Source organism: Paenibacillus medicaginis (genome assembly GCF_042138635.1).
Taxonomy (GTDB): domain Bacteria; phylum Bacillota; class Bacilli; order Paenibacillales; family Paenibacillaceae; genus Paenibacillus; species Paenibacillus medicaginis.
In genome coordinates this window covers 1-24,031 of sequence record NZ_JBHIRY010000028.1, presented here as the reverse complement: position 1 = coordinate 24,031, position 24,031 = coordinate 1, and the positions used below count along the sequence as shown (strand labels likewise).

Sequence of the window (24,031 nt, the reverse complement as noted above, 5' to 3'; positions counted from 1 at the left end):
GCACCCCTTTTGCTTTCTTGATTTCAAAATCCATTCTATGTGTAAACTGCAAAAGAAGCCTCAGCAACGTGCCAAGGCTCCGAAAGGCCAATGATATAGTACTAACAGCCTATATTACTGTAGCGGATTTGCCAGCAGGCTGAGCTCCGGATGGGACTTCAGCGCCTCCGTGCAATAGTCGCAGGTAATCCGAACCGTAATCTCTCCGCCTGAATTATAGGCTATTATATCCCGCCGTTCGTCGGGGGTCAAGAAATGAAAACCGAGCTTTTCCTCACTGATATGATCAGACTCGATCCGGCCAATGAAGGTCCGGCAATGCCTGCATACATAATTTACTGCCATCTATATGCCTCCCGAAAGTGGTCTATTCCTCTCAGTATGTCCCCGTCAGGCTGTGTTTAGCCCTGTTCAGGGAAATTCTTCCGGGAGGCTGTCCTTTATTTATTAAACTTGGCCATCGTTCTTTCAAACGTATTGTCCAGACTGTACTCCAAGGCGTCACACGTTTCGCTGATCATGCTCTCCAGGGCTTCCTTCTCTTTTTTCGGGAAAACGCCCAGCACATAGTCCACGATGGCGTATCCAGGCTCTGGCCTCGATATGCCCATGCGAATCCGGTTGAATTGCTGGGTTCCCGTATGCTGAATAATTGATTTGATCCCGTTGTGGCCGCCGGCGCTTCCCTGATAGCGGAGCCGGATTTTCCCGACCTCGGTATCCAAATCATCATATACGACGATTAAATCGTTTAAATCGGCTTTATAATAATCCATATAGGCGCGTACCGATTCACCCGATAAATTCATATAGGTCATGGGCTTGATCAGCACCGTTTTCACACCGCCAATAACGCCTTCACCGATCAATGCCTTGCATTTACTCTGATTTATGGTAATCCCGTGCCGTGCGGCCAGCTGATCGAGGGCCATAAAACCGACGTTATGCCTCGTTTTCTCATATTGGGGACCCGGGTTGCCGAGACCGACAATCCATTTCATCGCGGTTCACCTCGCTGTGCAATTTTCATTTTTTTGTTAAAATAATTGTAAAAATAAAAATCCCTTGCTATTGCGCTGTTCTGAAATGAGGAAGGTGAAACCGATCTATGCGTGATCAGGGAGATGTACTAATTTACGACAGCCACTTTCTGTACCACTTAAAACAGACCGTTCCTGTACAGGTGTACGATCAGACCGGTGCGCACGTCGGTATCGGGCATGTCGCCCGTTTTAATGAGCATTTCGTCGAAATTGACAATACCTTGTACAATCGGCTGCGCTTCACCTTTGTATCGTGTCCGGGATATTGAGGAAAAGGCCGGACATGCCGACAGGGGTTACTTTTTCCATGATGGAAAAGGTAACCCCTCTATGTCTTTGCCGGCAGGTTATTCTATTTCAAACAGCTTGCTGATCGACAGTTCTTCATGGACGCGAATAATAGCCTCACCCATCAAAGGTGCTACGGACAGCACTTTCAGTTTGCTTGTAGGATTAGGATGTACAATAGGAATCGTATCGGTAACAACGACTTCTTTCAACGGTGCATTCTCCAGACGCTCCATGGCCGGGCCAGACAATACCGGATGCGTACAGCATGCGTATACTTCCTTCACGCCGCCTTCCTTCAATGCATTGGCTCCCAGCACGATGGTTCCTGCCGTATCGATAATGTCGTCAATAATGATTGCTGTTTTGCCCTCAATGTTACCGATGATGTTCATAACTTCGCTGACGTTCGGCTCCGGACGGCGCTTATCAATAATCGCCAGCGGGGCATTCAGGAAATCCGCCAGCTTTCGCGCACGCACCACACCGCCGTGGTCAGGGGACACGATAACGGGATTCTCGATCTGCTTGGAGCGGAAATACTGAGCCAGAATCGGAACACCCAGCAGATGATCCACTGGAATATCAAAAAAGCCCTGAATTTGCATAGCATGCAGATCCATTGTAATGACCCGGTGGGCGCCCGCTGTCTCGATCAGATTAGCCACCAGTTTGGCGGTGATCGGGTCACGGCTGCGGGCTTTACGGTCCTGCCGCGCATATCCGTAGTACGGTATGACTACGTTTATGCTTTTGGCGGATGCCCGCTTGAGCGCATCCACCATAACCAGAAGCTCCATCAGATTGTCGTTCACCGGAAGGCAAGTGGACTGAATAATGTATACGTGACAGCCCCGCACACTCTCTGACAATTTAACCTGAATTTCACCGTCGCTGAAGGACGTCGTATGGGATTCCCCCATAGGGATTCCGATATAGTCCGCAATCTGATGGGCTAATTTCGGATTGGAGTTACAGGTGAAAATCTTGAGTTTGGAATCACAATAAGTCATTAATAGAAACCCTCCGTGCTGGTTCGTCCATAGGAACCTTATTACCGCTTCGTGGACGGCATATCCGGGAAATCCGGGTAAATCATATGAATAAGATGAATACGGTGCCTGCTAACCGTTCAGCCCGTCTTTCTTCGCTTTCGCCCGTGCCCTGATTTTGTCGGCATAGTCCGTCTTGTTCTCCTGACGGGGTCTGGCAATGGCCATATCATTTTCAGGAACATCTTTCGTAATGGTTGAACCAGCAACGACGTACGCGCCCTGGCCGATTTTGACAGGAGCAACGAGGTTTACATTGCTGCCTACGAACGCATTGTCTTCGATTTCGGTAATGGATTTATTATAACCATCATAATTGACCGTTATTGCTCCACACCCTATATTCACATGTTTACCCACTCTGGCATCGCCGATATAGCTCAAATGGGAAACTTTAGAATTATCGTCAATCGTGGCGTTTTTCACTTCCACAAAATCACCGATTTTTACGTCATTTCCAAGTTTTGTTCCCGGGCGCAAGTAGGCAAATGGGCCTACAGAGGTGTTCATACCAACTTCAGCCTCTGACAGAACGGAATATTTGATCTCGGCTCCGCTATGAATGATGGTGTCCGTCAACTCTGCATTCGGTCCAATTTTGCAGTCCTCGGCAATTTTGGTGCTGCCTGATAAAACGGTACCGGGAAAAAGGACAGTATCTGAACCGATGATGACATCGCTGTCGATATATGTCGATGACGGATCCATCACGGTCACCCCATTCAGCATATGGCGGCGTACGATACGTTCCCTCATTAAGCGCTCTGCTTCAGAGAGGGCAATCCGGTCATTAACACCAATGGATTCAGCAGGGTCATTCGTCATATAGGCTTCGATACCATCTCCATCACCACGCATGATGCCGATGACATCCGTCAGATAGTATTCCTGCTGTGCATTTTGGTTGGTGATTCGCTCCAAGGCGCTGAACAGCTTGGCATTGTCAAAGCAGTAGGTCCCTGTATTAATCTCCTGAACACGATCCTCTGCGGGAGTGCAGTCCTTCTGCTCCACAATTTTGGTTACCGAGCCCGATGCATCCCGGATTACCCGGCCGTACCCTTGAGGCTGATCAAGGTGTGCGGTCAAAATCGTGGCTGCCGCACCGCGCTCCTCATGCAAGCGGATCAGGCTTTCCAGTGTTTCTGTCGTCACAAGCGGCGTGTCTCCGCAAATCACGATCGTTGTCCCGTTCTCCTGGGCGAGCAATTCCTTTGCCATTTTTACCGCATGACCGGTTCCCAGCTGCTCCGTTTGCAAAACATACTCAGCCGCATCGCCCAAATAAGCCTGAACAGCTTCCGCCCCGTGGCCTACAACAGCAATGCTGCGGGATACACCCACTTGACGAATGGTGTCGCTGACATGTCCAACCATCGGTTTGCCACATACCGGATGCAGCACCTTATAAAGTTTGGATTTCATACGTTTTCCCTGCCCTGCGGCAAGAATCACTGCCAACCTTTTCAAAAGAATTACCCTCCTATTCTGAAAACAACCGGCATCTCTTGTTCAGCGTCGCCTGGTTTTCAGACCAGCTTTGTGCTGGACCTCCTGCTAAATAAGAATCCGCATTGATGTGCCGGATTGCTGTCGTTGTTGCCGCCCTCATCGTTGCTCGATGCCAGCGGCAACTTATTCGTCACTGCCTTGCGGCATTATTGAAATTTGCAATGGAGTTTACAACTCCATTAAGAATATATCTTATTCTAGGGAAAAAGAAAAGAGAGCCACAGTTAGTGGCTCTCTTTTCTTTAAAACCCCAATCGCGTCCCAAGTTAACCTTAAGCGCCTTCTTCAATCACTTCTTCTTCGACGGCAGCCCGTTCGTACTCAGCGAGCACGGCATCCTGAATTTTCTCACGTGTACCTGAAGAAATCGGATGAGCAATGTCGCGAAACTCTCCATCCGGAGTCCGTTTGCTTGGCATCGCTACGAACATTCCATTATTCCCGTCGATAACCCGTATGTCGTGTACGACAAACTCATTATCAATGGTAATGGAGGCTATCGCCTTCATTCTTCCTTCGGAGTTTACTCGGCGGAGTCTGACATCCGTAATTTGCATGTGTGTATCACCACCTTTTTCCATTGAGGACTTGGTGTATAATTCCACACAACAAATCAAAATCCTTCTTTTTTTGTACAATTTGTATCCTGAATTAAGGTAATTTTTTCAATACACTAAATTTTTATTGAATTCATGCGGTTTTTTCAAATATGTCAACATATTGTCAGCCGAAGTAGTTCCCAAGTTTTACTTTAATCTGCTTGCTTTTGGAGTCGACCGCTGTTAAATTCGCAAGCGATACATAATCATGCAAAAGTCTTTCCTCTGTATCGACCTCGCCTGATTCTACAAGCACCCCTACTCCTGATACCGTAGCATTAAACTCCACCAGCAAATCGACCATGCCCTGAATGGTTCCTCCCGCTTTCATGAAATCATCCACGATCAGAACCTTCGACTTCTCCGGAAGTGCTCTTCTCGAAAGCGACATCGTATGAAGGCTCTTCTGTGACCCAGATACATAATTAATACTCACAGCCGAGCCCTCTGTCACCTGATGGTCGCGGCGTACGAGAACAACAGGGAGGTTCAACTGTGCGGCTGTTGCGTAAGCTAAGGGAATCCCTTTCGTTTCCACCGTCATAACCACATCAATGGCACGATCCGCAAACGCGGTGGCAAAAATTTTCCCCGCTTCATTCATCGTGGCAGGCTGCCCGAGCAAATCGGACATGTATAAATACCCGCCCGGCAAAATCCGGTCAGGCTGCTCCAGTTGCTTGCAAAGCGATTCGGTAAATGCCAACGCGTGCTCCCTGGACAGTCTGGGAATCAGCTTTACCCCGCCGGCCGCTCCGGCCAGCGTCTGCAGCTCTCCCGTTCCGTCTTCCTCGAATACTTCCTTGATAATGGCCAAATCCTCGCTGATGGATGACTTGGCAGCCCCATAACGGTCAGCGAAATAAGTAAGGGGCACAAGTGTATGCGGCCTTGCCAGTAAAAATTGAGTCATCTCAATCAGGCGTGCGCTTCGTTTTAATTTTTTCACAGCAATTCCTCGCGATCTGTTACATCCGTACTTGTTCGTCTGCCGTGTCCAACGGGTTGTCCCGAAATTTTCGGCTGTTACGGTACTGATTGTTCAAAAACCGAATATTCACAATAAAATATACCATTTTTGTACGTATATAAACAAGGTAATCCTAAGAAAACCTACAAATCCACTTCGTTTTTCTTATGTTAAAAGCCGTACTGCATACACTTCCTTGCAGAAACCACGCAGCCCGTTGTAAATGCGCGGAATTTTTGCCTCCTTCGAGACCAGGCCGAATACAGTAGGGCCGCTGCCCGACATCAGCACACCATCCGCTCCGAGCCGTACCATGGACTCCTTCAGCCGCTGCACTTCCGGATACAGCTTCAAGGTCACATCCTCAAGCACATTGCCGAGCTCTCTGCAGACACCCGTAAACGAGTTTCCGCGTATGGCTTGTTCCATTCTTTTCGCAGACGGATGATGTGGTATTTTGTCAGCCCTTATTCTTCCGTAGACATCTGCCGTGGATACGTTGATCGGAGGCTTTGCCAGTACAACCCAGCATTGCGGCGGATTAGGCAACGGGGTCAGCACTTCTCCGCGGCCTGTAGCAAGCGCCGTACCTCCGGTTACGCAGAAGGGCACATCCGACCCCAACTCCGCGCCAAGCTCACACAGCTCTTCATCGGAAATGTCGAGCTTCCATAAACGGTTCAGGCCGCGCAGCGTTGCGGCAGCATCGCTGCTGCCTCCTGCAAGGCCTGCGGCAACGGGAATCTTTTTATCAAGATGAATATAGACACCTTTATTTACGTTATAACGGTCCTTAATCAACCGCGCAGCCTGAAAGGCCAGGTTCTTCTCATCCAGCGGTATGTAGCCTGCCTGGCTTGATATGATAATGGTGTCGCGCGGCAGCTCGGACATTTCGAGCCTGTCCGCAAGATCGACCATGGTCATGATCATTTCCACCTCATGGTATCCGTCGGGGCGTTTTTGCAGCACATCAAGCATTAAATTTATTTTAGCCGGAGCCTTCTCGTATATTCTCAAGGAGTTCACCCATCCTTACCCTTTCGCTCAAGACAATTTAACATATTATATCAAACCGAGCGTGCCAAGCATAGAAACAGGTAAAAAGCGGGGGAATCCGGCAACCTGCCAAATCCCCCCGCTTCAGGAGCATGCTGCTTTGTTACTGCCGCGGATTGCGTGAAGCTGCTTGTTCTGCAAGCTGGATTGCTCTTTTCACCATGTTGCCCGCATCCTTGGCCTTAATACCGCCCCAGCCTTCCTCACGCACGGTATCGTAAAACCCCAAATCCTTGGCAAGCTCATACTTCAGTTCCTCTGACATGACTCCTCTTCTTCTTCGGCTCATTCGTAAACCGCCTCCTTGCAAATGGAAACAGGATGAATATTCCCGTCCATAGTATGTGCCCTGGTGCGGTATCCTATCCTGAGCATACAAGCAGCAAAAAACGGCGAAGCCATGAGCCGCGCCGCTTGCGTGTGAAATTAAGCATATATGGAACGCTACATTAGTGATACTCGACAACCATCGGTCCATCGGCATCATAAACAGTAACTTCCACGGATTCTGTAAGGATGTCCGCATAACTGTAAGAAACACGCTTACAGCTTTGCTGCTCTTGGTCAAGCTTTACAATAAAAACAGAAGGGTACGTTTCTTCCAATACACCAGTTCGTTCAACGGTCTTGCGTCGACCGCCGTTAGCCTTCAGCAAAATCTTTTGCCCTACATGTGCATCGAGACTGCGTTTGATATCCAATAGCGAATTTTTAGCCATTGTTAACGACCACCTCTTTCCTGACCCATTATAATGGATTTGGTGGACATTGTCAAATCGAAGGAAATATTATAGCAGCAGACAAATTGTGTTGTCAATTTAATTTTTCATGAAAAATGATGCACAAAAAAACCCTGCAAGCAGGGCGGCACATAACCAGTTTCAATCTATACATGTGTTATATTGCGGATGGTGTCACCTTCAATGTTGAAAGATTTTCCAGTCGGGGCAGACCTATTCGATAGCTTCCCCGGGTCTCCACTCCCCCGACCCCCTGGCTTCCGCTGATCGTATGATTAAATATATCTCCCATACTTACCGTGTCCTTTATCGACGTAAAGGAGGCTTTGGCCGCAATATATACCGGATCCAGCGCATGGATCAGAATACGGCCGGGAGAACTGGCAAAATTCGCTCCTGTACGGAGCAGCGCCTCAAAATGGGACTGGCATGCCCCTGCTACAATCGTAAGCGAGTCCAGATTTCTGTCGTACTGTCTTGCCACCTGAATGGCAGAGACGAAGTTTTGTGAATTTTTATAGCTGGACAGACTGTACAAATCATAAGGCTGACGCTTTTTGAGCACACCGTCATGCCCGGTGATGACGAGAATATCGGGGCGAGCGCGCGGAAGCAGCTTCAGCAGAACGTCCGCCATGGCGGACTCATGTACATGATATCCCTCAGCCGGAACCCTGAGCTGTTCATACAGCTTCATGCTTTTATGCAGATAGTTGGCATCCCCGTCCAAATGGAGCACCTTGCCGGGCATTTCAAAATAGGATGCATTCGCGGCCTGGCTTTGGTTCAGCAGCTCATGCCCCCGTTCCGCCTGCTGCAGCCGTTCCTGCTTCAGGGAAGAGAGGGATTGATAAGCTTTAATTTGTGCCTGTTTGGTTATGCCGTTCATCGGATCGGTCGACACTTTGACCAGATCGCTCATAGGGGAGTCTGCCAGCAGCCGGAACTCTGTCCCTTTAATGATGGCATTATCGCGCCAGACTTCCTCTACGCGGAACGTCACGTCCCTGCCGTACGATTTACGAACGACCAAGTCTCCAATGATCATCAATGTGTATCACCCCTGCTTCATCGTATGGGCAATACCCCGCTTTGGTTCCGGCCGTCTGAAATCAAGCATGGCAGAACGGATGTTTATTTATAGCCTGCTTCCAGCAACAGCGTGCTCAGACGCGCGAACTCTTCGATGCTGAGCGTTTCTCCCCTTCTGGAGGGTTCAATGTCTGCGGACCGCAAAAGGGGCTCTAACGCATCCTTATTCTCTTTTGTGAAGAATCGGCTCTTCAGGTTGTTAGCAATCGTTTTGCGCCGTTGCGCGAAGGCAGACTGCACGACTTCAAAAAAATGCTTTTCGTCCGGAACCTGGACCGGTGGCTCCGGTCTTACACGCAGCCGGATAACCGCCGATTCCACATTGGGCTGCGGAATGAATACGGTGTGCGGCACAATGCAGACCAGCTCCGGCTCACTGTAATACTGCACCGCTATGCTCAAGCTGCCATAATCCTTGGAGCCTGGAGCCGCGGCCATTCGTTCAGCTACCTCCTTTTGAATCATGACGACGATATTCTCCAGAGGCAGCTTGTCCTCCAGCAGCTTCATCAAGATGGGAGTTGTGACGTAATAAGGCAGATTGGCTACCACGCTGACCTTTTCCACATCCGCAAAGTCCTCCGCGAACACTTCTTTAAGGTCCAGCTTCAGCACGTCCCCGTGACGTACGCGCACCTGGTCGTACGGTGCCATAACTTCGTCCAGAATGGGCAGAAGCCGCTGATCGATCTCCACAGCCGTTACGCACTTGGCCGAACGGGCCAGCCGCTCCGTCAGCGCTCCAATGCCCGGCCCGATCTCAAGCGCTCCCTTGGTCTCATCCAATCCGGCGGCAGCCACGATTTTTTGCAATATATTCTGGTCAACCAGAAAATTCTGTCCCAGACTCTTCTTGAACGAGAAACCGTGCCTCTGAATGATCTCCTTGGTCCGGCGGGGAGTCGCAATATCTTCAAGACCCTTCATGTCCATCACAATCCTTCGCTTTCAATTTGCTGTAATGCCGCCGCGAACTCCTCGCGGCTGATTTGGAACATCGTCAGCCGCTTATGAAGCTGCTTGCCGTTGCAATAACCGATGCCCAGGATGTTGCCTAACGTCATCCTGCGGGAGGCCGCCCGTGGATGTGTGATCATGCCCGCGTCAATAAGGTCCTCCCAATCGATCAGGGGGCGCGCATCCTCTACCGTAGTATGAACTCTGGCGAGTGCGTGACGGATCGCTTCGGGAGAAGCATTCTCCACCCCGATATCCCCTTTCCGGGTCGCTTCCGCCTCAGGAATAAATGCCTGCTTGCACCCCGGCACCCTGGAGGCAATAATCTTGCGAATCCGCTCCCCGGCGTGATCCGGATCGGTCAGGATAATGATCCCCCGCCGCTTCTGAGCCATGGCAATTTTGCGAATCGTCGTGGCATTGATGGCAGAACCGCCGGTTTCAATCGTGTCGGCCTGGACCGCCCTTTTGATGGCCACCGTATCATCCCGGCCCTCCACTACGATGACTTCCTTAATCATGAATCTATCTTCCTTCCCGATGCTCTCATCCCGAGCTTGGCATTTAGCACAAAATAAAAATAAGAAGAGGATGATCCTCCCCTTCTTAGCATGGCATCTTTATGTTCTTAATACTATCCTAACCAGCGATTGAATTACAAGCTCCAACATTTCCGCCTGCGGTTAATTCAACTCCGGTTTGACCGGACCGATGACATACACTGTCATTCCTGTTTTACGGCCAAAATTCATCGCCTGATTCAAACTCTCATAATACACATCGATTTTGTTGCCTTTTATGGCGCCGCCAGTATCCTCAGCACGACGGAAGCCAAGACCTTCAATATATACCCACCAGCCTATTGGGATGACATTAGGGTCCACGGCAATGGTGCGTCCTTCAGTAACGCGTGTGCCGGAGGATGTCCGGGTGCCTATGCCAGGCTGCTGTGCGGAGTAAGCCGTCATGGATACATTGCTTAAAACTTTTGTATATTTAAATTCTATTCCTACCCGGCTAATCGTATTGGCACCGGCCGTCTTTGCGGAACCGGAAGGTCCGATAGATGCCGCCAGTACAACAGGTTTCTTCTTCGTACCTACTGCAATAACCTTGTCAACACGATTCGTAGCAACTTCTTTGCTTACCATACGCTTTGAAATCAGTTTCCCGTCATGATACACCTTCTCAATATTCTGGACCATGACTCCATCCTTGCCGCTCACCAAGGTGCGATTATCTCCCTTGTACAAGCTTGGATCAGCCGTCTTGACGACTCTGTAAGGAATCTCTGCCTTTTGTTGAACCTTCTGCTTCGTAACACGAACAATTTTTATATCCATGTTAGAAGAGATTCTGGTATCCGGTGAGGGGGAAACCTTATCTTCCGGTGACAATTCGTAGCCCAAGGTTCGAATAGCGTCTTCTACTGTATTTTCGGTGGTGTACAGCTGTTTGGTTTCATAGCCTGCGGATACGTTCACTGGCGCAGCCCGTTTAATGACTACCCGCTCCCCATTCTGTACAGCTCCGTTCACCGGCATGGAAATCTTGTCATGGGGTGCCAGTGTAATAGAATGCTCCTCCAGAACATCCTGCAAACTTTCTCCGCGGGTCTCAACCGCTTTCGTCTGACCGTTGATGACCAGAACCACTTGTTTCTTTGTCTGCGTGTACACCAGAATAGAGATTGTGATTGTTAGTGCGATTAGAAAAATAGCGACCAATGATGCATGGCGCAATTTTTCATGCCTCCATCGCAACGCGTAAGACATGCTGGATGAGCGTGACTCATGGGTCTCCCCTTGTTGGAAAATTCCCACTTCTCCGTCCTCCTTCATAGCCTCGCCGTCTGAGAGTAATACATGATTGAAGTTGACGCGACTATACCAGATTTTCTACAAGACAAGCCTGACTGCAACCTGCCCTGCATCATGTTCCCGTCTTCGCAGCATGGCGCCCCCCTTTACTGCTTCATAACTCCGTTATGTAACAGTATGTGGGCAGATTCTCCCATATTCATAAACTAAAAAAGTCAAGAAAGAGTTAAGAGAGCTCTTTCGTGACTTCCGTCAATGACATATGCGGAAAATCCATACACGAGGTAGCTTCTCTCTTGATACGCTTACGGGGTTAGCTGTCGGATTCGGACGTAGAGAGTCGCCCTAGTTCAGGTCACCCGCTCATGGCGGCTGCCTTCACATTCACCCCTAAGACCCAGAAAAGAAATCGAACTATGACGTCCGGCATAAGCGAAGGTACATGCACACGACAATACGTCTATGTCTGTACGCTCTCCTTATGGCCTGCCACCATATCGGTTCCCCCGTTCTCCATAACAGAGATTAAGCGAGACTGGTTCATGAAATGAACTACTGAATTTGCCGCTTTACACAGCATCAATAATTCACTGAAACGATGATATCCTGTTTACATGCATGTTGTAAAGCAGCTTTCAAGTGCTTTTCTCTAAATAATCGGTTAAAATATTGTAATAATCGCGGTTTTCCCGGAACATTTTTATGTTTAGCTCTGTCTAGGATACTTTTTTAATGATTTATCTCTCATTCTCTCCGTATGTAAAATCGTTCCAGCCCATTTTTGGTGGTGATCGCCGCCAATTCCTCGACGGAAATTCCCTTGATTTGGGCAGCTGCCTCAGCCACCAATCTCACATAGGCCGACTCGTTTCGTTTGCCTCTGAAGGGATGGGGAGTCAGATAAGGGGAATCGGTTTCAATCAATAAGCGATCCAGCGGCACCTGCGCCAAAACCTCTTTCGGCTGACGCGCATTTTTGAATGTAATCGGGCCTCCAAAGGACAAATGAAATTCCATATTCAGACATAATTTAGCAATTTCCCAGCTGCCAGAGAACGAATGCATAATTCCTCCAACCTCATGCGCTTTCTCTTCACGCAAAATTTTCACGATATCCTCGTGCGCATCGCGGTTGTGAATGACAATCGGCATCCCCAGCTCCCGGGCAAGTCCGATTTGCTGGCGCAGCACCCGCTGCTGAACATCCTTCGGAGAAGTATCCCAATGGTAATCCAGTCCAATTTCCCCAATGGCTACGACCTTCTCATGCTTGCAAAGCGATGCAATCCATTCCAAGTCCCCATCCTGCATGGTGATGGCATCAACGGGATGCCATCCGACAGCAGCATAAATAAAATCATAAGTTTCAGCAAGCTCCATTGTACTGGGAATAGTCTCTCTATTAAACCCGACATTGACCATTCGTGTAACTCCCGCTTCGACGGCGTTTGATATGATTTGCTCTCTGTCTTCGTTAAATGACGGCGAATCAAGATGGGTATGCGTATCAAATAATTCCAAGGATTGTTCCTCCTTAATTGGTTTTAATTTAGATTAATTTCTTTCTTTGGCAATTTTCAATTTTTGCAATCTTCTATATCATGATGCTTAGATTAAAAACAAATGATTTGAAGGTTATTTTACAAACAATTTCTGGATGTCGGGCGGCAGCTTATCCTTAATTTGCTCCAATTTATTTTGCGGGTAATACAGATGGTATTTTCCCCGGTGAATACCGCTGATTGAGCGTACGATATCCGACACTTCAGATATTTCGCGCACACCGCCCTCCCGGCCAAGCAGCAAAATCTGATTCTCTGTCGATCCGTCCTTCCGGAATACATCATAAGGAAGGTCTGTCGGAAAATCAATTTCCAAGTCATAGTCGGGGTGAAGTCCAGCCTTCGCAAGGGCGGCCCGCAAATCGTCAATCATACTCCTATCCATAGAGTCGATTTGCACATATTTATATAGCCTGCGATCCATAAAACGCGAACACAGGTCGCTCAGAACAGGGTCCTCTTCCTGCTTCCATAAATTAAATACAGTTTGTATCAGGGATTCATCCAGCATTAAATACTGGCTGACTGTCAGATCTCCGCGGATTAAGTCGGGAAGAGGATCAAGCAGAAATCCGAAGGCATACCCCTGATTCATTAGCTCCTTGGCTCTCCGGAAAATGAGCCGCAGTATAATTTCCGAGCTGCGGGTCACCGGATGAAAATAAATTTGCCAGTACATTTGGTAACGGGACATCAGGTAGTCTTCCACAGCATGCATTCCCGAGTCCTTGACGACAATACGGCCCTTATGAGGGCGAAGCAGGCGCAGAATGCGGTCAAGGTCGATGGTGCCGTAATTAACTCCTGTCTGGTAGGCGTCCCGCAGCAGATAATCCATTCTGTCCGCATCCAGCGGACTCGTTACCAAATTGACTACGATCGGTTTATCGTAGGTTTTTGAGATCACGGCAGCGACCTTTTCCGGAAACCCGGGTTCAACCTGGCAAAGGACCGTATTGATCTCCGTGTCTCCCAAAATAATACGGCAGGTCCAATCCTCGTGATTCATGCCGAAGGCTTCTTCGATGGAATGGGAGAACGGGCCATGCCCCAAATCATGCAGCAGGGCGGCACATAAGGTGACCAGTTTTTCTTCCTTGGGCCAGTCTGTATATTCACCGCGTTCAAATTGGGAAATGATGCGGCGTGTAATCTCATATACGCCCAGGGAGTGAGAGAAACGGCTGTGTTCAGCACCATGAAAAGTTAAATAGGAAGTTCCAAGCTGACGAATCCGGCGCAGCCTCTGAAACTCAGAAGTATTAATCAAACGCCAGATGACAACATCCTGAACGTGAATGTAATTGTGGACCGGATCTTTAAACACTTTCTCTTCCGTAAGCGGCTGCTGCATCAGATTCATTTGGCCTTAGCTCCTTGAAAATAGGATATATGTAACCGATGTAAAACATAGGTATGTGTCGCAGGAATTCGACATCTTTTGTCGAATTTCGTCTTATTTTATACTATTAATGATTTCCAAATCGACATACTCATTATAATATATTTTATAATATTAATTGTTGATTCCTAGTCATATTAGCAGGTTTGATTTTGAAAATTTAGGTTTCATGCCTAACTTTTAGGTTGACTGATTTGGGAATCGTTGGTATAGTTAAATTCAGAAAACAGAAAATAATGTCGAATGATGACAATTGAAATTTTCTATATGGCGAGAGGAGCCTGATTTATTATGATGAAATCTACTGGTATTGTAAGAAAAGTTGATGAGCTTGGACGTGTCGTTATTCCGATCGAGCTGCGCCGCACACTGGGCATTGGCGAGAAGGATGCCCTGGAAATTTACGTTGACGGTGAGCGCATTATGCTCAAAAAATACGAGCCTGCCTGCATCTTTTGCGGCAATGCGGAAAACGTTACTTACTTCAAAGGTAAAATTGTTTGCAACGAATGTATTTCCGAAATCCCAACACCTGTGACAAAATAAGATTTATAGTATATAATTAAAACCAACAACCAACTGTTAATTCTAACCTTTTCATATCTCCTTTGCTGCCTTCCGCGTTGATTTCTACCGCTGGAAGGTTCTTTTTTTACATAAATTCGGACAAAATTCATTTATCCCCCAAAGTCAGCAGCTCATTATACACATCCCTTTTTGAAAGCGAGCGATCTGCAGCCGTGCGTTTCATGGCCTCTTTCCTGCTATTTCCCTCCGACTCATAATGTTCTACATGCTCTTGCAATGTTAGCTCTTTCCACCATGCTTGTCTTTCCTCAGCTTCTTCCCGGGCGCTTTTCCCTTCAACAACCAAACAATATTCTCCAAGTGGCGGATGCTCCTCCAGCCAGGCCAGACAATCCGTGACAGATCCCCTCACCCACTCCTCGTGAAGCTTTGTAAGCTCCCTGGCAAGCACGATTTGACGGGTTCCATAAGCCTCCTGAATGACGGCCAGTGTTTTGACAATCCGATGCGGAGATTCATAAAACACGAGCGTACCATGCGAGGCTTCAAAGGTATGCAAAAGGGAGAACAGTTCCTTCCGGTCCCGGGGCGGAAACCCGGCAAAGGTAAATCGTTCCGTTTTCAATCCGGAGGCAATGAGCGCTGACAGAGCGGCATTGGCTCCCGGTATAGGAACAACAGCAATTCCCGCAGCCAGCGCAAGCTGAACCAGATCAGCTCCCGGGTCCGAAATGGCTGGCAGGCCGGCATCACTGACCAGTGCCAAATTTTTTCCTTCCATTATATAACGTATCAATTCAGGCCCGCTTGCCGTCTTATTGTGCTCATGGTAACTAAAGAGCTTGTTCGGGATAATGTCGAAATGAGTAAGCAATTTGCGGGTTTGCCTCGTATCCTCGGCGGCAATGATGCTGCACTCCTGCAGTGTCTTTACAGCTCGGAAGGTCATGTCCTCCAGATTGCCGATTGGCGTACCTACGAGAAATAAAGTTCCATATTCGTTGGGCCGGTCCGAGTAGCTTTTTTGTACAGCCAATTTCATATCCAAATATCTCCTTGCCGTTTATAATTAAGCGCTACCCTTCAATGTCAGGTTTTCTTTCCGTTGGTGTCCCTGAATCCTTGCCAAAGTATATTTCCTGCATTTCAGCTGTGTATTGATTGCGCCCGTTGCCTTCGTACACGATCAGTGGCGGCAGCAGACGTACATCCGGCTTGGCATCCCGCATCGCCTCAATAAGCACCATATTGGCTTCCAGATGAGCTCGGGGGTGCACGAAGCGGATACGTTTGGGCTCCAGTCTGTGTATACGCATAAGGGATATGATCTCACCAAGCCGCTGCGGACGATGCACCATGGAAACCTTGCCCCCGGTCCGGATCAGGCGGGTACAGGCCACAATCACTTCCTCAAGCGTACAATTAAGCTCATGCCTTGCTATAGCCTGATGGGGATTAAGCTTGATATCACTGCCATTCAGCGGCATATAAGGCGGATTGACCGTTATCGCGTCATATCCCCCATGCCCTGTAACTTCAAACAGGCTTCTCAGATCCCCCTCACGGATCGTAATCCTGTCCTCCAATCCATTCATAGCTACGCTGCGGCGCGCCATATCCGCCAGACGGGGTTGAATTTCAATCCCCTCGATGACCGCCTTCGTTCTTGTCGTCAGCAGAAGAGGCACCACGCCGTTGCCTGTACATAGATCGAGTATTTTCCCTCTCATAGGTATGCCTGCAAATCTGGCCAGCAGCACGGCATCCATCGAAAAGCTGAACACTTCATCACTTTGTATAATGCGCAAATTATGAGTTAACAGATCGTCAATCCTTTCAGATTTACTCTTTTCTTCCATCATTCCGGTTTATCCATCCTTTTAAACGATATAGCTAAAGAAAAAGCCGCAGGCAAGTGCCCTACGGCTTTGTATTTATTTATTCAAAAATGACAAGCAGAACAGGCAGTCGCCCTCTGTCCGCAAATGTCCGTAATACACATTGCATATATGAAATCCTTCATGATACAGCCTTGCCAAATTATCATAGCCTTCACCCACAACCTCTCCTGCCTCCGACGCTTCAGTCTCCACATCGTTTGCAGAAAGGGGCACGGGCTGCTCTATTACCGTCTCTTCCGCTCTTGTATTATCGCGAATGAGCATTTTGCGCAGCTGTTCGTTTTCAATTGTAAGTCGCTGATTCTCTTCCAGTAATTCCTTCACTGCAAGCTTCAGCTCACCCAGATCACTATACATCTGTCCCATTTGCGTTTCCATCTCAAGAATACGCGCAAAAACACTTTGTTTGTTATCCAAGATTCCACCCCGAAGCAACCTAATGGTTTACTTGACGACAACGTCGTCCATTGGAAGTTCCTTGACCTTGCTGATCTCAAATAGCTGTACATGTACCGTACGCTGCTCTGCATTTATACCGACAACCTTGCCCTCCCCTAGAGAGGTAATGACCAGCTTGCCAACCTGCGGCAGTTCCTCCTTGGCGCTCTCATAGTTATCATGCTCGAACTTGAGGCAGCACATCAGCCTGCCGCACAAGCCGGAAATTTTGGTAGGATTCAGGGACAAGCTCTGATCCTTGGCCATCTTGATGGACACGGGTTCAAAGTCACCCAGCCAGGAGGAGCAGCATAACACACGTCCACACGGCCCTATACCGCCAAGCATCTTGGCTTCATCCCGAACGCCGATCTGCCTGAGCTCAATACGCGTACGGAAAATACTGGCTAAATCCTTTACAAGCTCACGGAAATCAACTCTTCCCTCCGCCGTAAAGTAAAAGATGATCTTATTGCGGTCAAATGTAAACTCAACGTCAACAAGCTTCATTTTAAGGCCATGGTCTTTAATTTTATTTAAACAAGTACCGAATGCTTCCTGTGCCGCTCGTTTATTCTCCTCAACAATTAGCGCATCCGCATCTCCGGCAATACGAATTACCTTCTTTAGGGGTAGCACGACGTCCGAATCATTTACTTCCTTCTTGCCTACAACCACCTTGCCATATTCGATGCCACGCGCCGTCTCTACGATCACGCAGTTATCCTGCTCCAAAGGAAGCTCCAGCGGATCGAAATAATACGTCTTACCCGCTTTTTTAAAGCGGACACCCACTACACTATACAAAAATAAACCTCCTTGTATGCCACTAGAACCTTAACTGAAGCCGTAACGTAATGGCTGCCATGGAAAGTTTAACGATGCCTTTTATTAACTGCTCCGTCACATACGAAGAGTCCGCTGTCTTTAGGCGGTAATCGTACCGCCTGAATCCGACATCCCGATCAGAAGCTGCTCCACACACAGCTGACCGTTCACATTGTAGCGGAGCTTCTTCCTGCATTCCGCCGCCAAAGCCATATACGAGACCCATTGTTCGGTGCTGCGGGTGATTGCCAGCTTGGAGATGCTCTCCAAGTGATCTATGAAAACAATGCTTTCGTGCCTTCCGTACCGGAAGTGCAGCATATCCTTGAATAGCAAATGAAACAGTTGAAAAAAAGCGTCCAGATGCTCGGAAAGTCCTGTTTTAAAAATCTTCTGTTGAGCTAGTATAATAGACGAATTTCCTCTGCTCATGGACTCCTTCACTAATTGTAACACTACATTTCTAATTTCTGCAAACCAATTCTGCTGGATAACTTCCCGGCTGGAATCCAGTCCTGAAGCAAGATGAACGGCACTTCGAACCAACGCTGCAGGATGCCCCTCCCGACTCAGCTCCTGCATTAATACTTCAGGTGACAACGGTGTAAAAGGTACACGCTGCGTTCTCGATTGAATCGTGGGAAGAAGAGCCTGTCCGTTATCCGAAATCAAAATGCCCACCGCTGGCACCTGGGGTTCTTCCAGAAATTTCAGCAGACTATTGGCTGCCTGAACGGTCATGGTATCCGCTTGGCGGATAATATAGACCTTCGGATTTTCAGCCTTGGAACGATATGAAAAAAGCCGCTGCAGCTCTCGTATCTGATCTATTTTTATGCTCGCACCATCCGGTTCTATAACATAAAGATCAGGATGGTTGCCATGCTCTATTTTTCTGCATTCCAGGCATTTTCCACAAGCGTCATCCTTGAGTTCCCTGCAAAATAAAGCTTGGGCAAAAGTAAGCGCCACCTGCATCTGCCCGCTTCCCGGCGGGCCGCTGAACAGATAGGCATGGCTTACTCTGCCAGTGCGAAGCGCATTTTGCAGCAGCCGCTTGGGCACGTCCTGTCCGGCAATGTGTTCAAAAGACATATAGTTCCTCGCTTTCCGCGAACCGATCTGTGATCCGGTATCCCGGCAAAAAATAATCTGCCGACCGACAGGCAAGCAGATTGTACTGTATCCGGTCTAAGCCGGCCGCCAAACAAATGTAAGGGGAATACCCCTAATGCAGATGACCTGGAGTACTGAACATCTAGAAGGACAGATTAATCAGCAGTCCACGAATTTCTCCAACTCCCTGCAATAGTTCAATTTTTCCCTGCTCGGTCTCTAATAATTCTTCGGCCAAACGCAATAAGATGGAGTCAACCTCGTCAATCAATTTGTAGCGTTTGCTGCGTCCGCGCCGATCCCATCCACGCGTATCCTTCATCGCTACTCCACGTCGAACCGTATCCTCCAGAAAGCGTTTGACGAGCATTTTGTAAGCCTTCAACTCACGTACGGTCATGGATCGGGCCAGCCGGTCTCCCTGCATCTGTATTTCCTTGAACCGTCGGTTCAATTCTTCTTGAGAAGCATGCTCCCCCTGATAATGCATCATATCGGAAAAGCTTTTACTCTGAACAGGCTTGGAGGTTGAGTCACCTGATGACAGACCGCTATGCAACGGACGGTAGCCTGGATTGATTTTCATAATTAGAAATGCTCGAAACGGTCAACAGGCATGACGAACACGGTAGCTCCACCGACCTGAACCTCTACAGGAAGCGGCAGATAGGAGTCGGTGGTTCCGCTCATCGGTGTCACCGGTGTAACCAGTTGTTCTCGCACCTTGCAGCTGCTGCGGATGACCTCCATTACGGCTTCAACCTGGCTGTCATCCACACCAATCATGAATGTAGTATTCCCAGCCCGCAGAAAACCGCCGGTACTGGCCAGCTTCGTCGCGCGGAAGTTCGCCTTAACCAGTCCACTGGACAGTCTGTTGCTGTCTTTATCCTGTACAATCGCAATGATCAGTTTCATCCTGTTTCCTCCTTAAATTCGTTAAAAGGAACGAATCAACCGCATTTTGTCCCTTATAGTTATAATTAAACATTGATGCTCAATAATCCTCCAGGACCCGTTGGGCAAGGATTTCTTTCATCTGTTGCAGGACCTGTTCAGGCTGCCGTGCTGCGTCAATAACAACGAAACGTTCCGGATACTGCTGAACTAAGTGCAGATAACCTTCTCTGACTTTATGGTGAAACGATATATCCTCCAAATCGAGCCGGTTCACTTCACTTCCCCGGTGGGCAGCTATTCTGGCCAACCCTAGCTCAGGTTCAATATCCAGGTAAAAGGTTAAATCAGGCTGCCAGGAATCGACGGCAAAACGGTTAATGGAGCCCACCTCTTCCATCCCCAGTCCACGTGCATAACCCTGATACACCAGACTGCTGTCTACAAAGCGGTCACACAGCACAAGTATCCCGGATTCAACGGCAGGCGCGACCTTCTCCACCAGGTGTTGTCGGCGGGCCGCTGCATATAGCAGAGCTTCAGTACGTGCGTCCATATGGGTATGTGCTTTGTCCAGAATTACGGACCGGATTTTCTCCGCTATTTCAATACCGCCCGGCTCTCTGGTTGACATATAAGGCAACCCCCGACTTTCCAGATACTTGGCCAGCCGCCCGATCATCGTTGTTTTTCCGGAACCCTCGCCTCCTTCCAATGTGATAAATCTGCCTCTGGCCCTCATATGTTCCCTGCTTTCTTTATCTTTAGGTGTGAGAAAACTCTTATTCTATGCAACATTGTAACATCATACAATTGTACTTGTTCTTATTATAGTATACATTTGTCCTGTCTTACATCAAAGATATACTCGAATCGTGTTAAGCTTCTCATCGGCCGCCCCCTGGCATTTGGCTCCCTGATCACGCAGCAGTTGAAGCCGTGCAGCAATTTCTTCTCCGATCTGTTCTCCTGGATAAAGAAGCGGAATGCCTGGAGGGTAGGGGATAATCATTTCAGCAGATACATATCCGGCACAGTCTTCAATGGGGGTTGTTTTTATATTTTTCGAGGATAGAGGAGCTAGACGAAACGGTACCGGTTTGGAGACCGCAAATGCGGGTGCAATGTTCCACGTGGAAACCCTCTTGGAGTAAGAATGTGTACCTGGAAAAGCACTGGGCATTGGCGGATTTTCATCTTGCTTATGTATATGCACTAATGCCTGCACCAGGTGATTAGCGTCCGCTTGAGTCGTGCCCAGTGTAAATAACAGGACGACATAACGCTCATCGCTCATCTCCGGTACGCATCCTTGCTCTTCAAGTCGGCGCTGTAGTTCATATCCGCTCAAGCAGCCGTAACTATCATACACAACAATCTTAAACGGGTCCTGCAGGGTATAACCTTCATTATTCGGCCCGGCTTCCGGCTGCAGGAGCTGAAACCGCGGTATCGCCCTGATCCCCTCCTTAAAGGCCTGTACGGCCAAGAGACCTTCTGTAAAAGCGTAGGGACCATTCATATGAAGATGCCGGCGTGCCAGGTCAAGCGATGCCATTAAAGGATAGGATGGACTTGAGCTCTGAATCATCGCCAATCGTTGACGGATCATTTCCCGGTTCAAGTACTTTCCTTGAATATGCAGCATCGCTCCCATGGTCATAGCGGACAGCATTTTGTGCGTAGATTGTACAACCCCGTCCGCACCGCACGATAACGCCGAAGGAGGTAAGTCAGGATGTTGACCGAAATGTGCCCCATGGGCTTCATCCACCAAAAGTGGAATACCGGCATGATGGCAAAGTTCAACGAGTGGGGCCAGCCCGGCTCCCATGCCGTAATAGTTGGGTGATGTGACAAGCAGTCCCTTTGCCTGCGGATAAGCAGCTATGGCTGCAACCACCGTCTCTACTGAAGGCAGCGTAGACAATCCGCTCACCTCGTCTACATAAGGTTCCAGAAAAACAGCATCCGCACCTGCAAGCATTAACCCGTGCAGCACCGATTTATGAACATTTCTTTGCACCAGCAAAATATCTCCCGGTGCTGTGCACACCGTCAAAATTAAAACCAAATTGCCGCTCGTGCTGCCTCCGACGAGAAAATAGCTTTCCTCAGCCCCGAAGCAATCCGCAGCCAGCTCCTGTGCCTGTTGAATTACACCTTCAGGATGATGGAGATCATCCAGTCCTGTAATCTCCGTGGCGTCAATCGTCATAACTTGTGCCAATACGCCCGCTATATCGGTATGCTCATACAAATGGCCATTTTTATGCCCAGGAACGTGAAATGATATTTTTCTTTGCTCCCTATATCGAATAAGTGCCTCCATTAACGGCGCTGACTGTTTATTGATACTGAACATCGTGCATTCCTTCCATCTGAAAATATTCGTACAGTGTACTATCTCTCATTTTAACGTATACCTTGGGGAAATCCTATTCTACTGCTGAATTCATCCAACAAAAAAAGGCCTCGGAAGGCCTTGATCAAACGTTTTTCTCCATCCAAATCTGCTTTAATTGATGAATAAAAAAATGATATTTGGCATCTGTTGCATCTGTCCGGATCATTTCCGCCTCACAAGCATCACAAATATATTCCGACAAGATTAATATACCTTCTGTCTTGTAATGCTCACAAATAATACACCGCTGCCCTTCCTCTTGCATATGGAATCCCACCTTGATTCATTTACTATCAGTATTTACTATAAGTATGGTGCAGTTTCTATTATTTTATACCTTTTCATAGCTGCAGTCATATTTGTATACCTTATTCAGAGGCGGCAAAAGAGGTGTTTGTACCTGTAGAGCATTTAAAAAAATTCATACTTTTTCCGATAATAGAAGAAAAGCGTTTCAATTTTTGGGGATATCCTGAACTAGAATGAAGGGAATGAACGGTTTCCAATGATGGAAGACAATGATGCCAAAACTACGTACTATCATTACAAGTTAATTAAAAAGGTAAACATTAACCGGCCCATGCTATGGAGCTATCTATCACTGCCTGTAATTATGCTTATTTTTCTAATGTTCGCCTTGCACTGGACGAGCCTTTTTCTTCTTGCACTTGCCCTTCCCGTGATGATGTGGACTCATTTTGTGATTATCCGTTCCTTTCTGGTTATAAAGGGCTCTCATCTTCGTAAGCGTTGGTCCTACAACTGGAGGTTGCCTTGGCAGGGATATATGCCTGAGCAATATGTCGGCTATTCAACATTCAGCGCCATACAATTTCATGTCATGTGGATCGGTTTTTGCTTCACCATCGTTTTCCTGTTCTTTTCGCCCCCGGCCTTTACCTTTTCCCTGCTGTTCTGGCACATATGGCTGGCCGTGCCGCGCTTGTGGACCCTGTATCTCCTGAAACGGGAACGCAAAGACGGTATGATCAAATTCAATAAGCAGGACGTGTCCTATTATCAACAATAATATACTTTCTAACATCTCAAAAAGAGAGCTCTTAATCAGAGCTCTCTCTTCGTGTAATTCTTCGTGTAATAGTCTGTAAGCAGAGTTCAGCACTTTTTCGTTAGTTAGTTTCAATCGTCTTCACATTGGCTGTAGGCTTCTTATCCTTCGGGACCAATACCGTGAAATAATCATCATATAACAATAGGTGAACAATCTGACCGTCCTTTAAAAACACCTTCTGACCTTCCGAGGACTGGGAAGTCTCTTCCTTCCATCCCCAGGCGGCAATCTCCTGCAAATAAGGTTCCGGGATGTTATCACTCTCTTTGATCCCCGGCAGAGTATAGCGTACATAATCTATCTCAGAGCTTTGACTCGCACGTTCTGTTTTATTTGCTTCCTTAGGTACCGGAAATGTCTTTTCGTTGGCTGCACCTTCAAACGCCGTCCATGAAGGTTCCCTGGGGCCGCAACCGGTAAGAATCACTACAGCGATACTCAATAGCATTGTAATCACAAGCCATCTATTTCGCCGCATGCTCTTCCCTCCTTCTCAGCCTGACTGAACAAATGATCTTCCTTCCAAATTTCAAAAAAAGCTACAGCCGTCTTATGTGATTAGTAAATTGAACCATAGTAAATTATAGCTGTTTTACATAGCCTTTCCGTAACAAAAATGTTACCTGCATTCAAATAAAAAAACCACCATCGTTTACGACAGTGGTTTTACATTTTGCCTGGCAACGTCCTACTCTCCCAGGACCCTTCGGTCCAAGTACCATCGGCGCTGGAGGGCTTAACGGTCGTG

General features: G+C 48.0%; 29 protein-coding genes, 1 rRNA gene and 1 riboswitch. Of the genes, 3 read left to right on the top strand and 27 right to left on the bottom strand.

The features are described 5' to 3' along the window. Positions 1–114: 114 nt before the first annotated feature. On the bottom strand, positions 115–345 hold the full coding sequence (gene fin, locus ACE5LO_RS21975) for an anti-sigma-F factor Fin (RefSeq protein WP_375522114.1): 231 nt from the start codon (positions 343–345) through the stop codon (positions 115–117). A gap of 95 nt (positions 346–440) precedes the next feature. Further along, entirely contained in the window at positions 441–1,001 is a 561-nt protein-coding gene (pth, locus tag ACE5LO_RS21970) for an aminoacyl-tRNA hydrolase (protein ID WP_375522113.1), read from the bottom strand. Positions 1,002–1,108: 107 nt separating this feature from the next. Here pth and ACE5LO_RS21965 point away from each other — a divergent pair, with 107 nt between their 5' ends. After that, positions 1,109–1,312 carry a hypothetical protein gene (locus ACE5LO_RS21965; RefSeq protein WP_375522112.1) on the top strand — a complete coding sequence of 68 codons (204 nt, stop codon included), beginning with the start codon at positions 1,109–1,111 and terminating at the stop codon, positions 1,310–1,312. A gap of 78 nt (positions 1,313–1,390) precedes the next feature. Here the strand turns inward: ACE5LO_RS21965 and ACE5LO_RS21960 are convergent, their stop codons facing one another. The 13 genes from ACE5LO_RS21960 to ACE5LO_RS21900 all read right to left on the bottom strand — a co-directional run bounded on the left by ACE5LO_RS21960 (position 1,391) and on the right by ACE5LO_RS21900 (position 14,048). Beyond that, positions 1,391–2,344, bottom strand: coding sequence for a ribose-phosphate diphosphokinase (locus ACE5LO_RS21960; protein ID WP_355325854.1), 954 nt, complete (start codon positions 2,342–2,344; stop codon positions 1,391–1,393). A 111-nt stretch (positions 2,345–2,455) separates the two neighbouring features. Further along, complete coding sequence (gene glmU, locus ACE5LO_RS21955; protein WP_375522111.1) at positions 2,456–3,853, bottom strand: bifunctional UDP-N-acetylglucosamine diphosphorylase/glucosamine-1-phosphate N-acetyltransferase GlmU; 1,398 nt, start codon at positions 3,851–3,853, stop codon at positions 2,456–2,458. A gap of 314 nt (positions 3,854–4,167) precedes the next feature. Further along, positions 4,168–4,452, bottom strand: coding sequence for a septation regulator SpoVG (spoVG, locus tag ACE5LO_RS21950; RefSeq protein ID WP_305756792.1), 285 nt, complete (start codon positions 4,450–4,452; stop codon positions 4,168–4,170). 166 nt (positions 4,453–4,618) lie between these two features. Continuing rightward, the gene (purR, locus tag ACE5LO_RS21945; protein ID WP_375522110.1) at positions 4,619–5,443 is read right to left on the bottom strand and encodes a pur operon repressor; all 825 of its coding nucleotides are present in this window, start codon (positions 5,441–5,443) and stop codon (positions 4,619–4,621) included. A 186-nt stretch (positions 5,444–5,629) separates the two neighbouring features. After that, the gene (ispE, locus tag ACE5LO_RS21940; protein WP_375522109.1) at positions 5,630–6,484 is read right to left on the bottom strand and encodes a 4-(cytidine 5'-diphospho)-2-C-methyl-D-erythritol kinase; all 855 of its coding nucleotides are present in this window, start codon (positions 6,482–6,484) and stop codon (positions 5,630–5,632) included. 142 nt (positions 6,485–6,626) lie between these two features. After that, the gene (locus tag ACE5LO_RS21935) at positions 6,627–6,812 is read right to left on the bottom strand and encodes a small, acid-soluble spore protein, alpha/beta type (protein ID WP_375357288.1); all 186 of its coding nucleotides are present in this window, start codon (positions 6,810–6,812) and stop codon (positions 6,627–6,629) included. 160 nt (positions 6,813–6,972) lie between these two features. Continuing rightward, positions 6,973–7,242: a biofilm formation stimulator Veg gene (gene veg, locus ACE5LO_RS21930; protein ID WP_375357287.1), complete on the bottom strand. Its 270-nt coding sequence runs from the start codon at positions 7,240–7,242 to the stop codon at positions 6,973–6,975. 178 nt (positions 7,243–7,420) lie between these two features. Next, a complete protein-coding gene (gene yabG / locus ACE5LO_RS21925; protein WP_375522141.1) occupies positions 7,421–8,311 on the bottom strand; it encodes a sporulation peptidase YabG in 891 nt (296 codons plus the stop codon). A gap of 86 nt (positions 8,312–8,397) precedes the next feature. Further along, positions 8,398–9,282, bottom strand: coding sequence for a 16S rRNA (adenine(1518)-N(6)/adenine(1519)-N(6))-dimethyltransferase RsmA (rsmA, locus tag ACE5LO_RS21920; protein ID WP_375522108.1), 885 nt, complete (start codon positions 9,280–9,282; stop codon positions 8,398–8,400). Between the two features lie 5 nt (positions 9,283–9,287). Further along, positions 9,288–9,833, bottom strand: coding sequence for a ribonuclease M5 (rnmV, locus tag ACE5LO_RS21915; RefSeq protein WP_375522107.1), 546 nt, complete (start codon positions 9,831–9,833; stop codon positions 9,288–9,290). A gap of 162 nt (positions 9,834–9,995) precedes the next feature. After that, on the bottom strand, positions 9,996–11,135 hold the full coding sequence (locus ACE5LO_RS21910) for a resuscitation-promoting factor (RefSeq protein WP_375522106.1): 1,140 nt from the start codon (positions 11,133–11,135) through the stop codon (positions 9,996–9,998). Positions 11,136–11,418: 283 nt separating this feature from the next. Continuing rightward, a riboswitch (cyclic di-AMP (ydaO/yuaA leader) is annotated at positions 11,419–11,674 on the bottom strand. A 202-nt stretch (positions 11,675–11,876) separates the two neighbouring features. Continuing rightward, positions 11,877–12,653: a TatD family hydrolase gene (locus tag ACE5LO_RS21905; RefSeq protein WP_375522105.1), complete on the bottom strand. Its 777-nt coding sequence runs from the start codon at positions 12,651–12,653 to the stop codon at positions 11,877–11,879. Between the two features lie 114 nt (positions 12,654–12,767). Further along, positions 12,768–14,048 carry an HD domain-containing protein gene (locus ACE5LO_RS21900; RefSeq protein ID WP_375522140.1) on the bottom strand — a complete coding sequence of 427 codons (1,281 nt, stop codon included), beginning with the start codon at positions 14,046–14,048 and terminating at the stop codon, positions 12,768–12,770. Positions 14,049–14,387: 339 nt separating this feature from the next. On the opposite strand from ACE5LO_RS21900, the gene ACE5LO_RS21895 reads away from it, so the two are divergent. Next, positions 14,388–14,642 (top strand): AbrB/MazE/SpoVT family DNA-binding domain-containing protein, encoded by a 255-nt coding sequence (locus ACE5LO_RS21895; protein WP_018888060.1) that lies wholly within the window; start codon positions 14,388–14,390, stop codon positions 14,640–14,642. A gap of 127 nt (positions 14,643–14,769) precedes the next feature. On the opposite strand, the gene rsmI is transcribed toward ACE5LO_RS21895, so the two are convergent. The 10 genes from rsmI to ACE5LO_RS21845 all read right to left on the bottom strand — a co-directional run bounded on the left by rsmI (position 14,770) and on the right by ACE5LO_RS21845 (position 22,476). Further along, entirely contained in the window at positions 14,770–15,666 is an 897-nt protein-coding gene (gene rsmI / locus ACE5LO_RS21890) for a 16S rRNA (cytidine(1402)-2'-O)-methyltransferase (RefSeq protein WP_375522104.1), read from the bottom strand. A gap of 34 nt (positions 15,667–15,700) precedes the next feature. Next, positions 15,701–16,486, bottom strand: coding sequence for a tRNA1(Val) (adenine(37)-N6)-methyltransferase (locus ACE5LO_RS21885; RefSeq protein WP_375522103.1), 786 nt, complete (start codon positions 16,484–16,486; stop codon positions 15,701–15,703). A 72-nt stretch (positions 16,487–16,558) separates the two neighbouring features. Beyond that, on the bottom strand, positions 16,559–16,903 hold the full coding sequence (locus tag ACE5LO_RS21880) for an initiation-control protein YabA (RefSeq protein WP_375522139.1): 345 nt from the start codon (positions 16,901–16,903) through the stop codon (positions 16,559–16,561). A gap of 66 nt (positions 16,904–16,969) precedes the next feature. Continuing rightward, positions 16,970–17,770, bottom strand: a complete 801-nt coding sequence (locus ACE5LO_RS21875) for a PSP1 domain-containing protein (RefSeq protein WP_375522102.1) — start codon at positions 17,768–17,770, stop codon at positions 16,970–16,972. A gap of 120 nt (positions 17,771–17,890) precedes the next feature. Continuing rightward, the gene (holB, locus tag ACE5LO_RS21870; RefSeq protein WP_375522101.1) at positions 17,891–18,886 is read right to left on the bottom strand and encodes a DNA polymerase III subunit delta'; all 996 of its coding nucleotides are present in this window, start codon (positions 18,884–18,886) and stop codon (positions 17,891–17,893) included. A 163-nt stretch (positions 18,887–19,049) separates the two neighbouring features. Further along, on the bottom strand, positions 19,050–19,493 hold the full coding sequence (locus ACE5LO_RS21865; RefSeq protein ID WP_375522100.1) for a YaaR family protein: 444 nt from the start codon (positions 19,491–19,493) through the stop codon (positions 19,050–19,052). Positions 19,494–19,495: 2 nt separating this feature from the next. Then, entirely contained in the window at positions 19,496–19,825 is a 330-nt protein-coding gene (gene darA / locus ACE5LO_RS21860; RefSeq protein WP_355325804.1) for a cyclic di-AMP receptor DarA, read from the bottom strand. Between the two features lie 79 nt (positions 19,826–19,904). Beyond that, the gene (gene tmk / locus ACE5LO_RS21855; RefSeq protein ID WP_375522099.1) at positions 19,905–20,546 is read right to left on the bottom strand and encodes a dTMP kinase; all 642 of its coding nucleotides are present in this window, start codon (positions 20,544–20,546) and stop codon (positions 19,905–19,907) included. Positions 20,547–20,660: 114 nt separating this feature from the next. Beyond that, positions 20,661–22,169: an aminotransferase class I/II-fold pyridoxal phosphate-dependent enzyme gene (locus ACE5LO_RS21850; RefSeq protein ID WP_375522098.1), complete on the bottom strand. Its 1,509-nt coding sequence runs from the start codon at positions 22,167–22,169 to the stop codon at positions 20,661–20,663. Positions 22,170–22,293: 124 nt separating this feature from the next. Continuing rightward, a complete protein-coding gene (locus ACE5LO_RS21845; RefSeq protein ID WP_375357274.1) occupies positions 22,294–22,476 on the bottom strand; it encodes a sigma factor G inhibitor Gin in 183 nt (60 codons plus the stop codon). A 240-nt stretch (positions 22,477–22,716) separates the two neighbouring features. On the opposite strand from ACE5LO_RS21845, the gene ACE5LO_RS21840 reads away from it, so the two are divergent. Further along, positions 22,717–23,241 (top strand): hypothetical protein, encoded by a 525-nt coding sequence (locus ACE5LO_RS21840; protein ID WP_375522097.1) that lies wholly within the window; start codon positions 22,717–22,719, stop codon positions 23,239–23,241. Positions 23,242–23,341: 100 nt separating this feature from the next. Here the strand turns inward: ACE5LO_RS21840 and ACE5LO_RS21835 are convergent, their stop codons facing one another. Continuing rightward, positions 23,342–23,761 (bottom strand): hypothetical protein, encoded by a 420-nt coding sequence (locus ACE5LO_RS21835; RefSeq protein ID WP_375522096.1) that lies wholly within the window; start codon positions 23,759–23,761, stop codon positions 23,342–23,344. A gap of 197 nt (positions 23,762–23,958) precedes the next feature. Continuing rightward, positions 23,959–24,031, bottom strand: a 5S ribosomal RNA gene (gene rrf, locus ACE5LO_RS27940); the annotation flags it as partial.

What these genes read in the sequence shown, in the direction of transcription:
- rsmA (WP_375522108.1), bottom strand. Translation starts at nt 9,282, where the DNA reads ATGAAGGGTCTTGAAGATATTGCGACTCCCCGCCGGACCAAGGAGATC.
- ACE5LO_RS21845 (WP_375357274.1), bottom strand. Translation starts at nt 22,476, where the DNA reads ATGCAAGAGGAAGGGCAGCGGTGTATTATTTGTGAGCATTACAAGACA.
- fin (WP_375522114.1), bottom strand. Translation starts at nt 345, where the DNA reads ATGGCAGTAAATTATGTATGCAGGCATTGCCGGACCTTCATTGGCCGG.
- veg (WP_375357287.1), bottom strand. Translation starts at nt 7,242, where the DNA reads ATGGCTAAAAATTCGCTATTGGATATCAAACGCAGTCTCGATGCACAT.
- ACE5LO_RS21965 (WP_375522112.1), top strand. Translation starts at nt 1,109, where the DNA reads ATGCGTGATCAGGGAGATGTACTAATTTACGACAGCCACTTTCTGTAC.
- yabG (WP_375522141.1), bottom strand. Translation starts at nt 8,311, where the DNA reads ATGATCATTGGAGACTTGGTCGTTCGTAAATCGTACGGCAGGGACGTG.
- ACE5LO_RS21850 (WP_375522098.1), bottom strand. Translation starts at nt 22,169, where the DNA reads ATGTTCAGTATCAATAAACAGTCAGCGCCGTTAATGGAGGCACTTATT.
- ACE5LO_RS21885 (WP_375522103.1), bottom strand. Translation starts at nt 16,486, where the DNA reads ATGATGGAAGAAAAGAGTAAATCTGAAAGGATTGACGATCTGTTAACT.
- spoVG (WP_305756792.1), bottom strand. Translation starts at nt 4,452, where the DNA reads ATGCAAATTACGGATGTCAGACTCCGCCGAGTAAACTCCGAAGGAAGA.
- rnmV (WP_375522107.1), bottom strand. Translation starts at nt 9,833, where the DNA reads ATGATTAAGGAAGTCATCGTAGTGGAGGGCCGGGATGATACGGTGGCC.
- ACE5LO_RS21960 (WP_355325854.1), bottom strand. Translation starts at nt 2,344, where the DNA reads ATGACTTATTGTGATTCCAAACTCAAGATTTTCACCTGTAACTCCAAT.
- ACE5LO_RS21900 (WP_375522140.1), bottom strand. Translation starts at nt 14,048, where the DNA reads ATGCAGCAGCCGCTTACGGAAGAGAAAGTGTTTAAAGATCCGGTCCAC.
- ACE5LO_RS21880 (WP_375522139.1), bottom strand. Translation starts at nt 16,903, where the DNA reads ATGGAAACGCAAATGGGACAGATGTATAGTGATCTGGGTGAGCTGAAG.
- tmk (WP_375522099.1), bottom strand. Translation starts at nt 20,546, where the DNA reads ATGAGGGCCAGAGGCAGATTTATCACATTGGAAGGAGGCGAGGGTTCC.
- ACE5LO_RS21835 (WP_375522096.1), bottom strand. Translation starts at nt 23,761, where the DNA reads ATGCGGCGAAATAGATGGCTTGTGATTACAATGCTATTGAGTATCGCT.
- ACE5LO_RS21935 (WP_375357288.1), bottom strand. Translation starts at nt 6,812, where the DNA reads ATGAGCCGAAGAAGAAGAGGAGTCATGTCAGAGGAACTGAAGTATGAG.
- rsmI (WP_375522104.1), bottom strand. Translation starts at nt 15,666, where the DNA reads ATGAAATTGGCTGTACAAAAAAGCTACTCGGACCGGCCCAACGAATAT.
- ACE5LO_RS21895 (WP_018888060.1), top strand. Translation starts at nt 14,388, where the DNA reads ATGATGAAATCTACTGGTATTGTAAGAAAAGTTGATGAGCTTGGACGT.
- pth (WP_375522113.1), bottom strand. Translation starts at nt 1,001, where the DNA reads ATGAAATGGATTGTCGGTCTCGGCAACCCGGGTCCCCAATATGAGAAA.
- ACE5LO_RS21840 (WP_375522097.1), top strand. Translation starts at nt 22,717, where the DNA reads ATGATGGAAGACAATGATGCCAAAACTACGTACTATCATTACAAGTTA.
- holB (WP_375522101.1), bottom strand. Translation starts at nt 18,886, where the DNA reads ATGTCTTTTGAACACATTGCCGGACAGGACGTGCCCAAGCGGCTGCTG.
- ACE5LO_RS21865 (WP_375522100.1), bottom strand. Translation starts at nt 19,493, where the DNA reads ATGAAAATCAATCCAGGCTACCGTCCGTTGCATAGCGGTCTGTCATCA.
- darA (WP_355325804.1), bottom strand. Translation starts at nt 19,825, where the DNA reads ATGAAACTGATCATTGCGATTGTACAGGATAAAGACAGCAACAGACTG.